At 44.9% G+C, this 14,642-nt stretch carries 11 protein-coding genes; 2 read left to right on the forward strand and 9 right to left on the reverse strand.

The window, feature by feature from the left end; translation table 11 throughout:
- Positions 1 to 115 precede the first annotated feature (115 nt).
- Positions 116 to 2,122 carry a DNA mismatch repair endonuclease MutL gene (mutL, locus tag EV146_RS09900; protein WP_132005378.1) on the reverse strand — a complete coding sequence of 669 codons (2,007 nt, stop codon included), beginning with the start codon at positions 2,120 to 2,122 and terminating at the stop codon, positions 116 to 118.
- Positions 2,123 to 2,153: 31 nt separating this feature from the next.
- Complete coding sequence (gene mutS / locus EV146_RS09905; RefSeq protein ID WP_132005381.1) at positions 2,154 to 4,787, reverse strand: DNA mismatch repair protein MutS; 2,634 nt, start codon at positions 4,785 to 4,787, stop codon at positions 2,154 to 2,156.
- A gap of 188 nt (positions 4,788 to 4,975) precedes the next feature.
- Between mutS and EV146_RS09910 the strand changes: the two genes are divergently transcribed.
- Both EV146_RS09910 and EV146_RS09915 read left to right on the forward strand, forming a co-directional pair.
- A complete protein-coding gene (locus EV146_RS09910; protein WP_132005384.1) occupies positions 4,976 to 5,686 on the forward strand; it encodes an ABC transporter ATP-binding protein in 711 nt (236 codons plus the stop codon).
- Positions 5,683 to 6,834 carry an ABC transporter permease gene (locus EV146_RS09915; RefSeq protein ID WP_132005387.1) on the forward strand — a complete coding sequence of 384 codons (1,152 nt, stop codon included), beginning with the start codon at positions 5,683 to 5,685 and terminating at the stop codon, positions 6,832 to 6,834. The genes EV146_RS09910 and EV146_RS09915 overlap by 4 nt, the downstream gene beginning before the upstream one ends.
- Positions 6,835 to 7,073: 239 nt before the next feature.
- Here the strand turns inward: EV146_RS09915 and EV146_RS09920 are convergent, their stop codons facing one another.
- The 7 genes from EV146_RS09920 to EV146_RS09950 form a co-directional block, all read right to left on the reverse strand.
- The gene (locus EV146_RS09920) at positions 7,074 to 7,619 is read right to left on the reverse strand and encodes an outer spore coat protein CotE (RefSeq protein ID WP_121609184.1); all 546 of its coding nucleotides are present in this window, start codon (positions 7,617 to 7,619) and stop codon (positions 7,074 to 7,076) included.
- Positions 7,620 to 8,002: 383 nt separating this feature from the next.
- On the reverse strand, positions 8,003 to 8,431 hold the full coding sequence (locus tag EV146_RS09925) for a YlbF/YmcA family competence regulator (protein ID WP_132005391.1): 429 nt from the start codon (positions 8,429 to 8,431) through the stop codon (positions 8,003 to 8,005).
- A 1-nt stretch (position 8,432) separates the two neighbouring features.
- Positions 8,433 to 9,977: a tRNA (N6-isopentenyl adenosine(37)-C2)-methylthiotransferase MiaB gene (gene miaB, locus EV146_RS09930; protein WP_132005394.1), complete on the reverse strand. Its 1,545-nt coding sequence runs from the start codon at positions 9,975 to 9,977 to the stop codon at positions 8,433 to 8,435.
- A 274-nt stretch (positions 9,978 to 10,251) separates the two neighbouring features.
- Positions 10,252 to 11,118 (reverse strand): 2-oxoacid:ferredoxin oxidoreductase subunit beta, encoded by an 867-nt coding sequence (locus EV146_RS09935; protein WP_121609188.1) that lies wholly within the window; start codon positions 11,116 to 11,118, stop codon positions 10,252 to 10,254.
- The gene (locus EV146_RS09940) at positions 11,119 to 12,855 is read right to left on the reverse strand and encodes a 2-oxoacid:acceptor oxidoreductase subunit alpha (protein ID WP_132005397.1); all 1,737 of its coding nucleotides are present in this window, start codon (positions 12,853 to 12,855) and stop codon (positions 11,119 to 11,121) included.
- Positions 12,856 to 13,313: 458 nt separating this feature from the next.
- Complete coding sequence (spoVS, locus tag EV146_RS09945) at positions 13,314 to 13,574, reverse strand: stage V sporulation protein SpoVS (RefSeq protein ID WP_029281188.1); 261 nt, start codon at positions 13,572 to 13,574, stop codon at positions 13,314 to 13,316.
- A gap of 135 nt (positions 13,575 to 13,709) precedes the next feature.
- Entirely contained in the window at positions 13,710 to 14,507 is a 798-nt protein-coding gene (locus EV146_RS09950; RefSeq protein WP_121609190.1) for a TIGR00282 family metallophosphoesterase, read from the reverse strand.
- Positions 14,508 to 14,642: the final 135 nt, after the last annotated feature.

Genomic DNA, 14,642 nt, shown 5'->3' on the forward strand with positions numbered 1-14,642 from the left:
AAAGCACCTTTGTTATCAACTTAATTGAAAACTATAATAATAAAAGCACCCGATTAAGGGTGCTTCTATATGAATGACTCGGCCATTCGAAGTCTATTACGTATCCTGTTTTCGACTACATGACCCGTTTAAACATCTTCTCCATCTCATAGGTAGAGTAATGGACGATGATGGGACGGCCGTGCGGACAGGTAAATGGATCGGAGGACCTTCTCAGTTCGTCCAGCAGGGATTGAATTTCATCATTCCGAAGATGCCGGTTCGCCTTGATGGATCCTTTACAGCTCATCAGGATGGCCGCTTCTTCCCTCAGCTTTTTAATGTCCACCTTCTTCATGGAAAGCAGCTGTTCAATCATTTCTTCGATTGTTTCTTTTTCCTCACCCTGCGGCAGCCATTGGGGATGGGAACGGACAATAAAGCTGTTATGCCCAAATGGCTCCAGGAAAACACCCACTTTTTCAAGCTCGGAAAGGTATTCATTGATCCGGATACACTCATCCGCTGAATATTCAAAGGTCAGCGGGACTAGCATGTCCTGCAGCTCGCTTTCCACCTGGCCAACCTTTTCCCGGAAGTATTCATACTTTATTCTCTCCTGTGCTGCATGCTGGTCAATGATGTACAAGCCTTTATCGTTTTGTGCAAGGATGTAGGTCCCGTGCATCTGCCCAATCGGATAAAGAGGCGGCACTCGTGAAGAGGTGTCGGCTTTCGGAATATAGGAAGGCGTCCGCTCACCTTGAGCTTCACTCTCCCTGTGACTATGATCGCCATCCTGTGAATATTCTTCTGTAAAATCGATCTCATTATCATCCTCGGATCTTACATATCCGCCGCTGCGAACATCTACCGCTGTCTGGAGATGTTCTGCGCCAGTTCCCGATGGAGCCCCGAACGCAGATAACTCTTTGACAAGATCAGCTGGTGTTTGAGGAACATATTCATTTCGAATAACTGGTTCACTTTCGGATACCCGGCCTTGTCCCGTTTCACCGCTTTTAGTTTCCTCCCAGTTCTCTTCATATCCGGGTTTTGGCTGAGGAGCCGCTTCCGGTAAATGATCGAGCTCAAAAAAGGTTTGTTCTGTTTTTGCCTTTGCTGGTTTGGCGGTCGTAAAGCCTGCCGGAATTAACACCTTTGTTTTGAAAACACTTTTAATGGATTCACTTACAAGCTGATTCAATTCCTGCTCCTTGCTTAGACGCACTTCCATTTTAGAAGGATGAACATTGACATCAACCAGCAGCGGATCCATTTGGATATCGAGAAGCACAATGGGATATCTTCCGATTGGAAGCAGGGTGTGGTAGCCTTCCTGGATGGCCTTCACAAGCGGATAATTCTTGATGAAGCGCCCGTTAATCATGGTTGAGATATAATTCCTCGAGGCACGGGTTATTTCAGGCAGCGTGACCCATCCGTTAATTTTATAATCGAGTGACTCCCCCGCGATCGGAACCATGCTTTTAATCATATTCATGCCGTATATAGCGGCAAGAACCTGGCGGACGTCTCCATTTCCCGTTGTCTGCAGAAGCCTCCTGCCATTATGAACAAGGCGGAATGAAACATCCGGATGTGAAAGGGCAAGGCGGTTGACTACATCCGTAATATTTCCAAGCTCAGTATGGATGGTCTTTAAATATTTCAGGCGTGCCGGTGTATTGAAAAACAGATCCATTACAGTAATGTCTGTTCCCTTCCTGCTGTCTGCTTTCTCAACAGTGATAACCTTGCCTCCTTCAATACTCACCCTGGTCCCTGCGTCCATGCCCGTGGAGGTCTTCAATTCCAGCCTTGAGACCGAAGCAATACTCGGCAAGGCCTCTCCGCGGAATCCAAGCGTCCGGATCCGGAACAGGTCGTTTTCGTCTTTTATTTTGCTTGTGGCATGGCGCTGAAAAGCTACTAAAACATCCTCTTCTTCAATTCCGTCTCCATTGTCCGTGATGCGGATTTTGGTCATCCCCGCTTCTTCAAGGTCAATTTCGATTACCGTACTGCCAGCATCAATCGAATTTTCCACCAGCTCTTTCACAACGGATGCCGGACGTTCAACGACCTCACCTGCTGCAATTTTATTGGACAATGCATCGTCAAGCTGTTTTATTTTCCCCATCCGTTATTTCACCCCTTGTTTTCGTACATTCTTAGCTTCGGAGTTTCCGTTGCAGTTCATATAGGACATTCATCGCCTGAAGCGGCGTCATATCCAGAATATCTAGCTCATTGAGTTTATCGAGTACACGCTTTTCCTTTTTGCTCGCAGCCGCAGGCTTTGCGACTGGCACTTCATCAAAGAAAGACAGCTGCGCCAAGGCAGTCTCAGCTGCTTTTTCCCTGATAGTCAGGCTTGCCTCTGCCCCCTCTTCCTTCCGGACAGGTTCAGCTGTATGAGGAGAATCCTCTTTCTTTTCCAGGGTCTGCAGGATTTCGGCCGCCCGTTCAATCAATTCAAGAGGGAGATCAGCTAATTGAGCGACATGAATTCCGTAGCTTTTATCGGCTGCTCCCTCCTTGATTTTATGAAGGAACACCACTTTTCCATTTTGTTCAACTGCAGAAACATGAATATTTTTCAGCTTATCCAATTCCATATCAAGGGACGTCAACTCATGGTAATGGGTCGAGAAAAGGGTCTTTGCGCCAATCCGATTATGAATATATTCAATAATCGCCTGTGCAAGAGCCATGCCATCATAGGTGGACGTTCCACGGCCAATTTCATCGAATAAAATCAAGCTGTTTTCCGTAGCATTGGCAATTGCATTGTTGGCTTCCAGCATTTCAACCATGAAGGTGCTCTGTCCGGAAATCAAATCGTCAGCTGCACCAATCCTTGTAAATACCTGATCAAAGATTGGAAGAATGGCTTCCGAAGCTGGAACAAAGCAGCCCACCTGAGCCATCACGGCTGTCAGGGCAATTTGCCTCATATAGGTGCTTTTACCCGACATATTCGGACCTGTTATGAGCAGCAGCTCCCGTTCGCGGTCCATATAGCAGTCGTTCGGTACGTACTCCTGTGCAGCCATAACCTTTTCGACGACAGGATGCCTGCCTTCCTTCAGGATGATTTTGCGTTCAGTTGAAAAGACAGGCTTAACGTACCGGCGCTGCTCGCTCAATTCCGCAAAGCTTGCCAAAACGTCAAGCTCGCTTACCGCCTTGGCCAGTGCCTGAAGTCTCGGAATATATTCTTTTACCGTTTCTCTTATATTTACAAAAATATCATATTCAAGTTCAACGATCTTTTCCTCGGCCTCAAGAATTAGATCTTCTTTCTCTTTTAATTCCGGAGTGATGAACCTCTCAGCATTTGACAGCGTCTGCTTCCGTTCGTACTGGCCTTCCTTCAGAAGATGAAGATTGGCTCTTGTCACTTCGATATAATAGCCAAAAATCCGGTTGTATCCGATTTTTAAAGACTTGATTCCTGTCTTTTCCCGTTCCTGGCGTTCAAGGCTCGCAATCCAGGTTTTGCCGTTCCGGCTTGCGTCCCGGTATTGGTCCAGCTTCTCATCATACCCATCACGGATGATATTCCCTTCCTTAACGGAAACCGGCGGATTCTCAACCAGTGCCTGTTCAAGCAAACCGGTCATTTCCTCACACGGGTCGAGGCGTTCAGCAAGCTCATCGGTCTCGTTGCTTCCCAGGGATTCCAGCGTCTGCCTTAAGACCGGAACCTGCAGAAGGGACCTTTTCAGCTGCACAAGATCCCGCGCATTGACGTTACCGAAAGCAACCCGGCCAGCCAGCCTTTCAAGATCATATACTTCCTTTAGCTGTTCTCTGATTTCATGACGTTCAAAGAAACGCTCCATAAACAGCTCAACGATTGCCTGCCGGCGTTCGATTTCTCTCACTTTAATCAATGGGCGGTTGATCCATTGCTTGAGCAGCCGGCCACCCATTGCGGTTTTTGTTTCATCGAGGAGCCATAGGAGCGATCCTTTTTTGGCCGTAGACCGAATTGTCTCCGTCAGCTCCAGATTGCGCTTTGAAAAATAATCAATTTTCATATATTGCTGGGTTTCATAAATCGAAACTGGCTGCAGATGATCTAGACTGCGTTTTTGTGTCCGGTGCAGATAATTAAATAGTCTTGCTGCCGTAATGCGCTCTTTTTCTCCTGCAACCCCTGCTATAAGTGATTGGTGCTCCGCCTTTATTTCCGTATGATCTTCAAGGGAGATGGCGATGACGGATCGTTCAGCCAATCTTTTGCGAATCTCTTCTGTTGTGGAAGAATCCAGTACAACCTCCTTCGAACCTGAAAGAGAGAGTTCGTTCAGAACCTCGTCAAAGCTGCCAGCCAGCATCGTCAGCCGGCTTTCCCCGGTTGAAAGGTCACTGCAGGCAAATCCATACGTACCATCTTCAAATACAGAGATCGTTGCAATGAAGTTATTTTCTTTTTCATTCAGTCCGCGGCCTTCCATTACAGTGCCAGGCGTAATCAGCTGGACGACTTCCCGTTTGACGACTCCTTTTGCTGCTTTGGGATCTTCGGTCTGTTCACATATGGCTACCTTGTACCCTTTTTGAATTAATTGTTCAATATAGCCCGGGGCTGAATGATAAGGGACGCCGCACATCGGTATGCGCTCTTCTCCGCCCCCGGCCTTGCCCGTCAATGTGATTTCCAGCTCTTGTGATGCTTTGATCGCATCCTCAAAAAACATCTCATAAAAATCTCCGAGACGAAAAAATAAAAAGGCATCTTGGTAGTCTGCCTTAATTTGCAGGTATTGTTTTATCATAGGCGTATAAGCTGCCATATAAATCCTCCAGAATCATGTGTTTCGACTTCCATCTAAAAATCTATTATAACATAATTTTTTTATTCATTTTGAGACAAAGATCGATTTACAAGGAGCACAAGTCTGCCAAAAATTGATAAAATAGATTCCTGATTTTTGTAACCAATGTCTTCCATATTCGTATATATCCAAAAGGAGGGCAACAGATGAAACTGCTGACAACTGCTATCTCTAACGCTGGATATGAAGAAAATAAACCGGCCATAAGAAATATTGACTTCTCCATTCAGCCCGGCGAGCTTATTGGACTGATCGGACCGAACGGAGCTGGGAAAAGTACGACAATCAAATCAATACTGGGATTGATGTCATTCATGGAAGGGAGTATCACGTTCAAGAAAGGCAGCACCTATTCCTATGTCCCGGAGCGTCCAATTTTCTATGATGAACTGACCCTTTGGGAGCATCTAGATTTTGTTGCAGCTGTTGAAGGTTTAAATGACAAAGAATATAAAAACCATGCAGGGATGCTTTTAGAAGTTTATAAGCTTTCAGAATACGCCCACCAGCTCCCAAGCACATACTCCAAGGGGATGCAGAAAAATGCGATGCTGATTCTTTCGCTTATTGTAAAACCTTCCATTTACATAATCGATGAACCATTTATCGGACTGGACCCCAATGCCATGAAGCTCTTTTTAGCCTCCATTGAAAAGGAGCGGGAGAGGGGAGCGGGCATCCTGATGTCCACCCACGTGCTGGATACAGCACAAAAAGTATGTGATCGTTTTGTGATGGTGAATAAAGGGGAAATGGCCGCACAGGGAACATTAGAAGAAATTCGCGAGCAATGCAAGCTGCCTAATGGCTCTTTATATGATTGTTTTCATATGATAGCGGAAGGGGCTGGAACATGAGTAGTTTGTTTTTTCACCGGTGGTCTCAGGAAGTGAAATTCCAATATGGCGTGCTGCGTTCCATTTTCGACTGGACCATCATCGTTTACCTTCTTCTCCCCGGACTGGTCATCTTTAGCTTCATCTACCGTTCATGGTGGCTGGAGCAGCCCGGGTGGATTGAAGATTTGCCATTACTCATTCTTTTCTATTCTGGCTATTTCGCAGCCTGGATGGGAAACTATCGCACTTTTATACTGGAAGCTGACAAGGTGTTTCTGATTAAGCATCCTGCTTTGTTCATTGGACTAAAAAAGGCAGGCTATATATACTCCCTTGTGCTGCAAAGCTCGGGAATCGGACTGCTTTCCATCCTGCTGATGCCCTTTTTCCGTTACACCTATCATCTTGCCTATGATCAAATATTAGCCTTCTTCATCACGTTCTCTCTTCTAAAATGGCTGATCATGGCAAATAAATACAGGCTGGGTTCAATCAACGGCAAACTGGCAAGAGGACTGGCCTGCTTCTTTTCTTTTATTGCTGGCAGCTGGATGATCCAGCTTGTTTTCCTCGCATGGGAAGCCAAAATGTACCCAGTCATCATTTTGGCGGGAATCCTGTTTTCGGGAATTTCTTTTATCCTTCACATTCCGCTGCTGTCAAAGATAGCAAGGTTTGAAGAGGAACAGCTCCTTGAAAAGAGAGAAAGGAACAAATACATCCATTTCATTTTCACCTTTTCTCCGGAGGTTGAAAAAATACCTGTTACTTCCCGGTCCCGGCCATTTCTGTTCAAAAAGTCTAAACGGCTCTATAAAGACAGGACCCCTGAAAACGGGTTTCTAGAGCTTTTTCTTAAAATATTTTTAAGGAATTCCCAGCATTGGTCCAGCTTTCTCCAGCTGGTGTCCGTCACTGCGGCTGCCCTGATGTTCGTTCCCCCCTACTGGTTAAAAGGAGCTGTTTTAGCCGGTTTTATCATCATGCTGCATTCCTGGCTGTCCATGATTTGGGAAAAGGTGACTTTTTCGCACCCTTTAACCAAAAGGTTTCGAGAAGACCATGATTTTCTTCTTGCCAAAAGAAAAGCGATTCGATATTTATTGTTTTCTGGCATTTCAATGGCTTTGGTTCCTTTTTGCTTCAGGCTGCTGTTGTTCAGCTAGGAGGCCGGGTGAGGACGCTTATACCTGGCCTTATTAGAGAAAGCTCTTTATACTAGTGGCAAACTCTGCTCCAGGCATTTTGACCAGCGCCCGGAGCTATTTTGAATCTTGATGCGCCAGAGGAGGGCCCTTCAATCCTCTTCCCCTCTGGAGTCTTCCGTCTGTGCTAAAATAACTGCATTTAGAGGCAAAGCCTTAAATTAAAAAAAACTAGGAAGCACTACCTTCCTAGTTCTCTGTTATTCCTCTTCGCTTCCAAACAGGAAGTCAGGATTTAGTTCCTCGAACTCTTCGTCATCGACTTCTAAGCCCCACTCTTCATCATCACAATCGCATCCATCAGGGTTGACGGCAACGCACACTTTTGTTTCGCCAATTACCTCTGTCATGAATTCTCTCTCAACATGAACAATAATTTTGTTGCCGTTCGGAGAAATCACTGCTTCGATGCAGTTAGGCTGCTGAAGAACCTGGACCATTACTTCCTGATCATCCAATGCATCCGGGTCGCGATACTTTAATTTGATGACATCTGAATAGGTTACTTTCTCGGTAACAACTTCAGTTCTTGTATTATCATCAAAGGAGTGCCATGTGTTGATGTCATAAGAACCAGTGACTTCAACTGTTTTTCCTGACTTTTTAGCTTTATATTTGTGGTTTATTACCCAGCAGCCAAGAATACTGCTCGGTTGATGCCCTGGGTTGATCGTATGATTGGACTGAGTAAACTTCCGTCCTTTCGCTACGACGGCTTTCGTAATAATCTCTCTGTAATCTCCCATTGCGAGCGAACCCTCCTCAATCATTTTCAATTCATCCTATGCGGGACAGTAGACTAGTGTGCGATGATTTTTTCGCCCAATCCCTAGGTAATTCAAAGGCATACAACATGATATGCCCATAAGGATGAAAGGTTCCGGAGGGCGCATTTTGGTTTATATTTTCTATAAAAAAAATTCCATGCACTCTGGGATAAAGCCAATTGGATGGTTTCGGGGCTGCATATCAGTTTTTTTATCCATCTGTAAAACTGGTTGCTGAGTTCAAGTCCCTCCACTTCTAACGAAAAAAAACGGCGACTCAGGGAAAATGGCCTTAACTTTAATCGGGAACTTTGCCCAATCAAAAAAAGGTCCGGAATTGATCATTCCGAACCCTTTCAGTCCTAGTGGCTGCAGCTATGTCCTTTAGCCAGGGATGCACCTGTTTCCCCACGGAGGACATCTCCGCCAGTAGATTCGATAACTTCATCTGTTACTGTATTGGAAATGGTTGATGCAATGATCTGCAGCAATTCATTGACCTCAAGCTGCGATTGCTTGAATTCCTGAACGACCGGAATTTCATCCAGCTCCTGCTCAAGCCTGGCAATTTTATCCTCGGTTTTCTTCAGAGCCTCAGACTTCCCGTAATGCTGGAAATTCACCGCTTGTTTTTGCAGCCCTTTAATAGAAGAAATCAGCATGCTGACCTTTTCATTTCCATGAATCTGTGCTTCGGCACGCTTGAAGAAATCAACTTCTTCTGTTTCAGCGATCATGCGTGCAAGATCTTTTGCCCGTGCAATAATGTCATCTTTAGTATAATTTGCCATCCTATTTCACCTCTGCTGGTTGTTGTTCTTCAATCATTTCCCCGTTTAATGACCATGTTTTTGCATCCTTGACTTTCACTTTTACAATTTTGCCAATTGCTGTTTTAGGACCTGTGAAATTAACAAGCTTGCTTTTGCTTGTATAGCCTGAAAGAACATCCGGATTGTTCTTGCTTTCACCCTCAACCAATACTTCTACGATTTGTCCTTCGTATTTTTTCAAGGCTTGCGCGGAAAGCTCGTTTACAACCGCATTCAGACGCTGAAGGCGGTCTTTTTTGACCTCCATTGGCACGTTGTCGACCATCTTCGCTGCAGGAGTGCCTTCCCTTGGTGAATAAATGAAGGTATACGCTGATTCAAAGCCTACTTCCCTGTATAAAGAAAGAGTTTCTTCAAACTGCTCTTCCGTTTCATTTGGATACCCGACAATGATATCGGTCGTGAAAGACACGTTAGGGATGGCTGCCTTAATTTTTCTGACTAGCTCAAGGTATTGCTCGCGTGTATATTTCCGTGCCATGATTTTCAGTACATCGGTAGATCCGGACTGGACCGGAAGATGGATATGATCCATCAGATTGCCGCCTTTTGAAAGCACTTCAATTAAATGATCATCAAAATCACGAGGATGGCTTGTAGTAAAACGGATTCTCGGAATGTCAATTTTACGGATTTCATCCATTAAATCGCCCAGTCCGTACTTTTGGTCAGTAAAATCCTTGCCGTACGCATTTACGTTTTGTCCGAGCAGAGTAATTTCCTGATATCCCTGGGCAGCCAGCTGGCGAACCTCCTGGATGATTTCTTCAGGACGGCGGCTTCGTTCCTTACCGCGTGTGTATGGCACGATGCAGTACGTACAGAATTTGTCGCAGCCATACATGATGTTAACCCAGCCCTTGATGTTTCCGCGGCGTACCTTCGGAAGGTTCTCGATGACATCCCCTTCTTTGGACCAAACTTCGATGACCATCTCCTTGGACATATAAGCTTCCTTCAGGATATTTGGCAAACGATGGATATTGTGAGTTCCAAAGATTATATCTACTTGCTGATAAGTTTTAAGAATTTTATTTACAACCGATTCTTCCTGCGACATACAACCGCAAACACCCAGCAATAGATCAGGTTTGTCCTTTTTTAAATGCTTAAGATGGCCAAGTTCACCGAACACCTTGTTTTCTGCATTTTCACGAATCGCACAGGTGTTTAACAGGATAACATTAGCATCCTCAACCGTATCTGTCGGTTCATAGCCCAAGGCCATAAAAATGCCGGCCATGACTTCTGTATCATGCTCATTCATCTGGCAGCCATATGTTCTGATATAGAACTTCCGGCCATTGCCCATCCCGCGGAATTCTTCATCGATTTCGAAATCATCATGGTACTGGACCTCTTCTTTGCCGCGCTTTTTCGCATCTTTCAAGGATGGCGGTGTAAAAACAGTTTCGAAGTACTTGCTGTAATCCTTGGCGGATTTTTTGTCCGAAGGGTTTGCAGTCTGTACTTGCTGACTTTCCAGCCGTTGTTTTTCATTCATACCGTATTGCTCCTTTCAATCGTTAAACACATATCTTTAATTTTTAGAAATAGTAAACATACAATTACTAATTATAACCCCTAAAGGCCTTACAAACAATGGAATATCTCACTCTTCAATATCAAATAACATGAACAATAGCCTTTTGATCCCAAATTATTATTATACCAAAATAAAGAGTCTAAATAAAAAATCCCAGCCATTGAACTGCATCTCCATTTGTTAGAGAGTGTCTAACAAATGGGGTGCTGTTCAATATGAGCTGGGGGATCAATTAAACAAATTCTGCTGTCAGCTTATCGAAGAATTTCTGGTCGAGTGACAGGTCCGCATGGGCTAAAGGCGTTTCGGAATAGCCACTGATTAGTTCCTGATACGATTTGCGCTCCGTGTTCTGGTAAATAAGACCAGTTACTAAACCATCATGCTTCATAAGCGTCTGCATTGCCAGTTCACGGCTGGAAGAATCATAGCCTTCAACTTCACTTAATTTTGTGAGGTTTTCTTTAAACCAGTCGTATGTGTTCACTTTATTATAAGTTACACAAGGACTGAATACATTTATCAATGAAAATCCTTTATGTTTAATGCCTGCTTCTATTAAAGCGGTCAAATCTTTCAGATCGGTTGAAAAGCTCTGTGCGACAAAAGTGGCACCTGCTGTAAGTGCCATTTCCATCGGGGAAATTGCTTGCTCGATGGAACCCTGCGGAGTGGATTTCGTCTTGAAGCCTGCCGCTGACCGCGGAGAAGTCTGTCCTTTTGTCAGACCGTAAATTTGGTTATCCATTACAATATAGGTAATATCGATATTCCGGCGAATGGCATGAATGGTATGCCCCATTCCAATAGCGAAGCCATCCCCATCCCCGCCGGAAGCAATGACGGTGAGGTCACGGTTTGCCATTTTTACTCCTTGCGCAATTGGAAGCGCACGGCCGTGAATCCCGTGGAATCCATATGAGTTGATGTATCCCGAAATACGCCCAGAACAGCCAATTCCGGAAACAACTGCCAGTTGTTCAGGCTCAAGTCCTACATTGGCAGCGGCCCTCTGCATGGCTGCCTGTACAGAGAAGTCTCCGCAGCCAGGGCACCAGTTGGGTTTAACATTATTTCGAAAGTCTTTAAATGTGGCCATTTAGAACAACTCCTTGCATTTCGAGTGAATTTCATGAGGCAAGAATGGATTCCCGTCGTATTTTAAGATTTTGGTGATCTTGCCGTGATGTCCGACGTTCATCTTCATGATATTTGCCAGCTGTCCCGTAGCATTGTTTTCGATAACGGCAACTTTCTTCGCCGATGCTACTAAAGGCAGAAGCTCGTCAGCCGGGAATGGGTGGATTAATCGAATTTGTGCATGGTTCACTTTCAATCCGTCCTGCTCCAGGCGTCCCATCGCTTCCTCAATCGCACCTCTTGTTGAGTTAAATCCAACAATCAGCAAATCTGCCTCCTCATGCGGAGCGTTCTTATGGACCGGGGTATCGAATTTTAAATTGCTGATTTTGCGGAAACGCTTATCCATTTGGGCAATCCGGTTAGCGGCCGATTCTGACGGTTTCCCAGTTTCTTCGTGCTCTACTCCTGTAACGTGGTGTATTCCGTTCTTCATTCCCGGGATAACACGAGGAGAAACCCCGTCTGCTGTTACTTCATAGCGTTTGAAGTAGCCTTTGCCTTCGATTTCAGGGAGATCCCCGGACTGCAGCTTGCCCCTGCGAATTTCAACCTTGTCAAACTCAAGTGGTTCAACTGTCTGTTTTCCTAATGAAAGCTGAAGATCGGAAAGGACGATGACCGGACATTGATATTCCTCAGCCAGGTTGAATGCTTCAGCAGTATCATAAAAGGCTTCCTGTACCGTACTTGGTGCCATGACAATCTTTGGAATCTCCCCATGGGTACCATAGATCATGGCCATAAGGTCTGATTGTTCCTGCTTTGTCGGAAGGCCTGTTGAAGGACCTCCACGCTGTGTATCGACAATGACTAAAGGAGTTTCGGTGATGCCAGAAAGGCCAATCGCTTCCATTTTAAGGGATAACCCAGGACCGGCTGAAGCGGTCAATGCTCTGACTCCGCCATAATTTGCACCAATCGCCATGGTGACTGCGGCGATTTCATCTTCCGTTTGAATGACTGTTCCTCCGACTGCAGGCAGCTTCTTGATCAAATATTCCATAATCTCGGAAGCAGGTGTGATAGGATACGCAGCCATGAAACGGCAGCCCCCTGCAAGTGCCCCCAGAGCAATGGCATCATTTCCAATCATAAATAAGCGCTGCTGGCCATCTGCTTTTTCTAGCTGCATGGCTCCTACATTAGAGCCCAGCTTTTCTTTCATATATTCATAGCCTGATTTAATGGCTTCCATATTTTTATCAACAACCTGCTGGCCTTTCCGTCCAAAGATTTCCTGGACCACTTCCTCAAAAACCTGGATGTCGAGATCCAGGACAGCACTTGTTGCCCCGATTGCAACCATGTTCTTCATCAAGGATGTGCCGAGCTCAGTGGCAATCTCCGTAAATGGAACCGCATACAAACCAGCTTGTGTATCCTCTGGTTTCTTCGGATCAAATTTAGAGTCGGCCATTATTACACCCTTGCTGTGAAGCTCTTTATAGTTTACATCAATGGTCTCTTGGTCGAACGCAACTAAGATATCCAGGTCATCAGAAATGGAACGCACTTGCGTTGTGCTCACACGAATTTTGTTATTCGTATGCCCGCCTTTAATGCGTGATGAAAAGTGCCGGTAACCGTACAAATAATAGCCCAGTCTGTTAAGGGCAATCGAAAAAATTTCTCCAGTGCTTTCTATTCCTTCTCCCTGCTGTCCTCCAACTTTCCACGAAAGTTGATTGATCATCTCTTACACCCCTTTAGGTACGTTAAAAAATATGTAATTATATTCTTTGTAAATTTTAGCACAATTCCAAGTAATTCACTGGAAATTATCTAATTAACAAATTTCCGGCTTAAAATCAACTACTTAGGGGTACTAAACGCTTTCAATTCTAGACCTATGTACATAAAAATGCAACCCTTTGAGACAAAATAGTGGCTAAAATATGAATATTTATATATTTTACATTTTGTAAAAACTTATGGGGAAAGAGGATCCTTATTCAGTGGTTCGTACACCATGATTTCACGGTATTCTCCCACTTGTTCCCGCAAAGGTACAATTCACTTCCCAGTCTTAAGTTGTTATATTTATATAGAAAATTGCCCCCGGAAATGGGCCCGGAGAAAAAGGAAAACCCATCTGCCAGGCTAAGGGCAGATGGGTATTGGGCTTCTCTTGTTGTGTCTTCTTTTACCTATTTACCTTGGTTCGATAATCAACTTTATGGCTGTCCGTTCCTCGCCGTCGATTAGAATATCGGTAAATGCTGGAATGCAAATCAAATCCACTCCGCTAGGCGCTACAAACCCTCTTGCGATCGCTACTGCCTTGACGGCTTGATTCAATGCACCCGCACCGATTGCCTGGATTTCTGCCGCGCCTCTTTCACGCAGAACCCCTGCAAGCGCACCAGCTACAGAATTAGGATTAGATTTTGCTGAAACTTTTAATATTTCCATACCTAGCTCCTCCTTATTTTATCCCCGGGCGAATGTGACAATTACATTCAGGAATAAGTGGTTCCACTGCTACTATATTCAGGCAGTGTACCGTATATGCCCAGGCAGTAAAAAAAAAGAGAAGTTGATTAGGATCTAGCCATAAAATGGATGATCGTCATTGATCAGCACTCGTTCAATCTTTTTGGCCTTCCCCGTTTTGTTATCCAGGTCAATTATTGCCCCGGACAGCTGGTTGCGGCCGCCTTCGGTAACCTCAAACCTAACCGGCAGTGAAGTCAGGAAACGTTTCAGAACAGCTTCCCGCTGGACTCCAAGGATTCCATCATAGGGCCCCGTCATTCCTGCGTCAGTTAAATAGGCAGTACCTTCTGGCAGGATACGGTTGTCCGCGGTCTGAACGTGAGTATGAGTGCCAATCACTGCGGTTACCCGGCCATCCAAATACCAGCCCATTGCGAGCTTTTCACTGGTTGCCTCCGCGTGAAAGTCAACGAAGATAATCGGAGTGCGTTCCCTTGCCTCAGATATGAGTTCATCCGCTTTTTTAAACGGGCAGTCAATGGCCGGAAGGAACGTTCGGCCCTGAAGATTGATCACGGCTACTTCATCCTGATTTACTTTTAGATAAGCTATGCCTTTTCCTGGTACCTCGGGAGGCAGGTTCGCCGGTCTGACAAGGTATTTGGCTGAGTCTATAAAATCAAATATTTCTTTTTTATCCCACGCATGATTGCCCAGTGTAACAGCCTGGGCCCCCCATTCCAGGAAACTGCGGTAAATCTTTTCGTTTATCCCTTTTCCGCTGGCGGCATTTTCTCCATTAATGATTGTAATCGTCGGCCTGTATTTCTCCTTCAGCTTTGGTAGATACTCCTTCACCATATCTCTGCCAGGAGAACCAACAACATCCCCGATAAATAAAATTCTCATGTCATTCCATTCCCATTCTATGATTTAGTCTATTAATAATGGCCCTCCACTCTGGTGTCGGGCAAATCTGTCAAAAAACCATATGTATCTTCATCTTATTCTTTTGTTACTTTTATCTTCTCTATACCCGCAGGA

The organism is Mesobacillus foraminis (assembly GCF_004340465.1).
Taxonomy (GTDB): Bacteria; Bacillota; Bacilli; order Bacillales; family Cytobacillaceae; genus Mesobacillus_B; species Mesobacillus_B foraminis.

Coding starts and splice junctions, on each gene's coding strand:
- EV146_RS09915 (WP_132005387.1), top strand. CDS start 5,683: ATGAGTAGTTTGTTTTTTCACCGGTGGTCTCAGGAAGTGAAATTCCAA.
- EV146_RS09935 (WP_121609188.1), bottom strand. CDS start 11,118: ATGGCCACATTTAAAGACTTTCGAAATAATGTTAAACCCAACTGGTGC.
- EV146_RS09940 (WP_132005397.1), bottom strand. CDS start 12,855: ATGATCAATCAACTTTCGTGGAAAGTTGGAGGACAGCAGGGAGAAGGA.
- miaB (WP_132005394.1), bottom strand. CDS start 9,977: ATGAATGAAAAACAACGGCTGGAAAGTCAGCAAGTACAGACTGCAAAC.
- EV146_RS09950 (WP_121609190.1), bottom strand. CDS start 14,507: ATGAGAATTTTATTTATCGGGGATGTTGTTGGTTCTCCTGGCAGAGAT.
- EV146_RS09920 (WP_121609184.1), bottom strand. CDS start 7,619: ATGGGAGATTACAGAGAGATTATTACGAAAGCCGTCGTAGCGAAAGGA.
- mutL (WP_132005378.1), bottom strand. CDS start 2,122: ATGGGGAAAATAAAACAGCTTGACGATGCATTGTCCAATAAAATTGCA.
- EV146_RS09910 (WP_132005384.1), top strand. CDS start 4,976: ATGAAACTGCTGACAACTGCTATCTCTAACGCTGGATATGAAGAAAAT.
- EV146_RS09925 (WP_132005391.1), bottom strand. CDS start 8,431: ATGGCAAATTATACTAAAGATGACATTATTGCACGGGCAAAAGATCTT.
- spoVS (WP_029281188.1), bottom strand. CDS start 13,574: ATGGAAATATTAAAAGTTTCAGCAAAATCTAATCCTAATTCTGTAGCT.
- mutS (WP_132005381.1), bottom strand. CDS start 4,787: ATGGCAGCTTATACGCCTATGATAAAACAATACCTGCAAATTAAGGCA.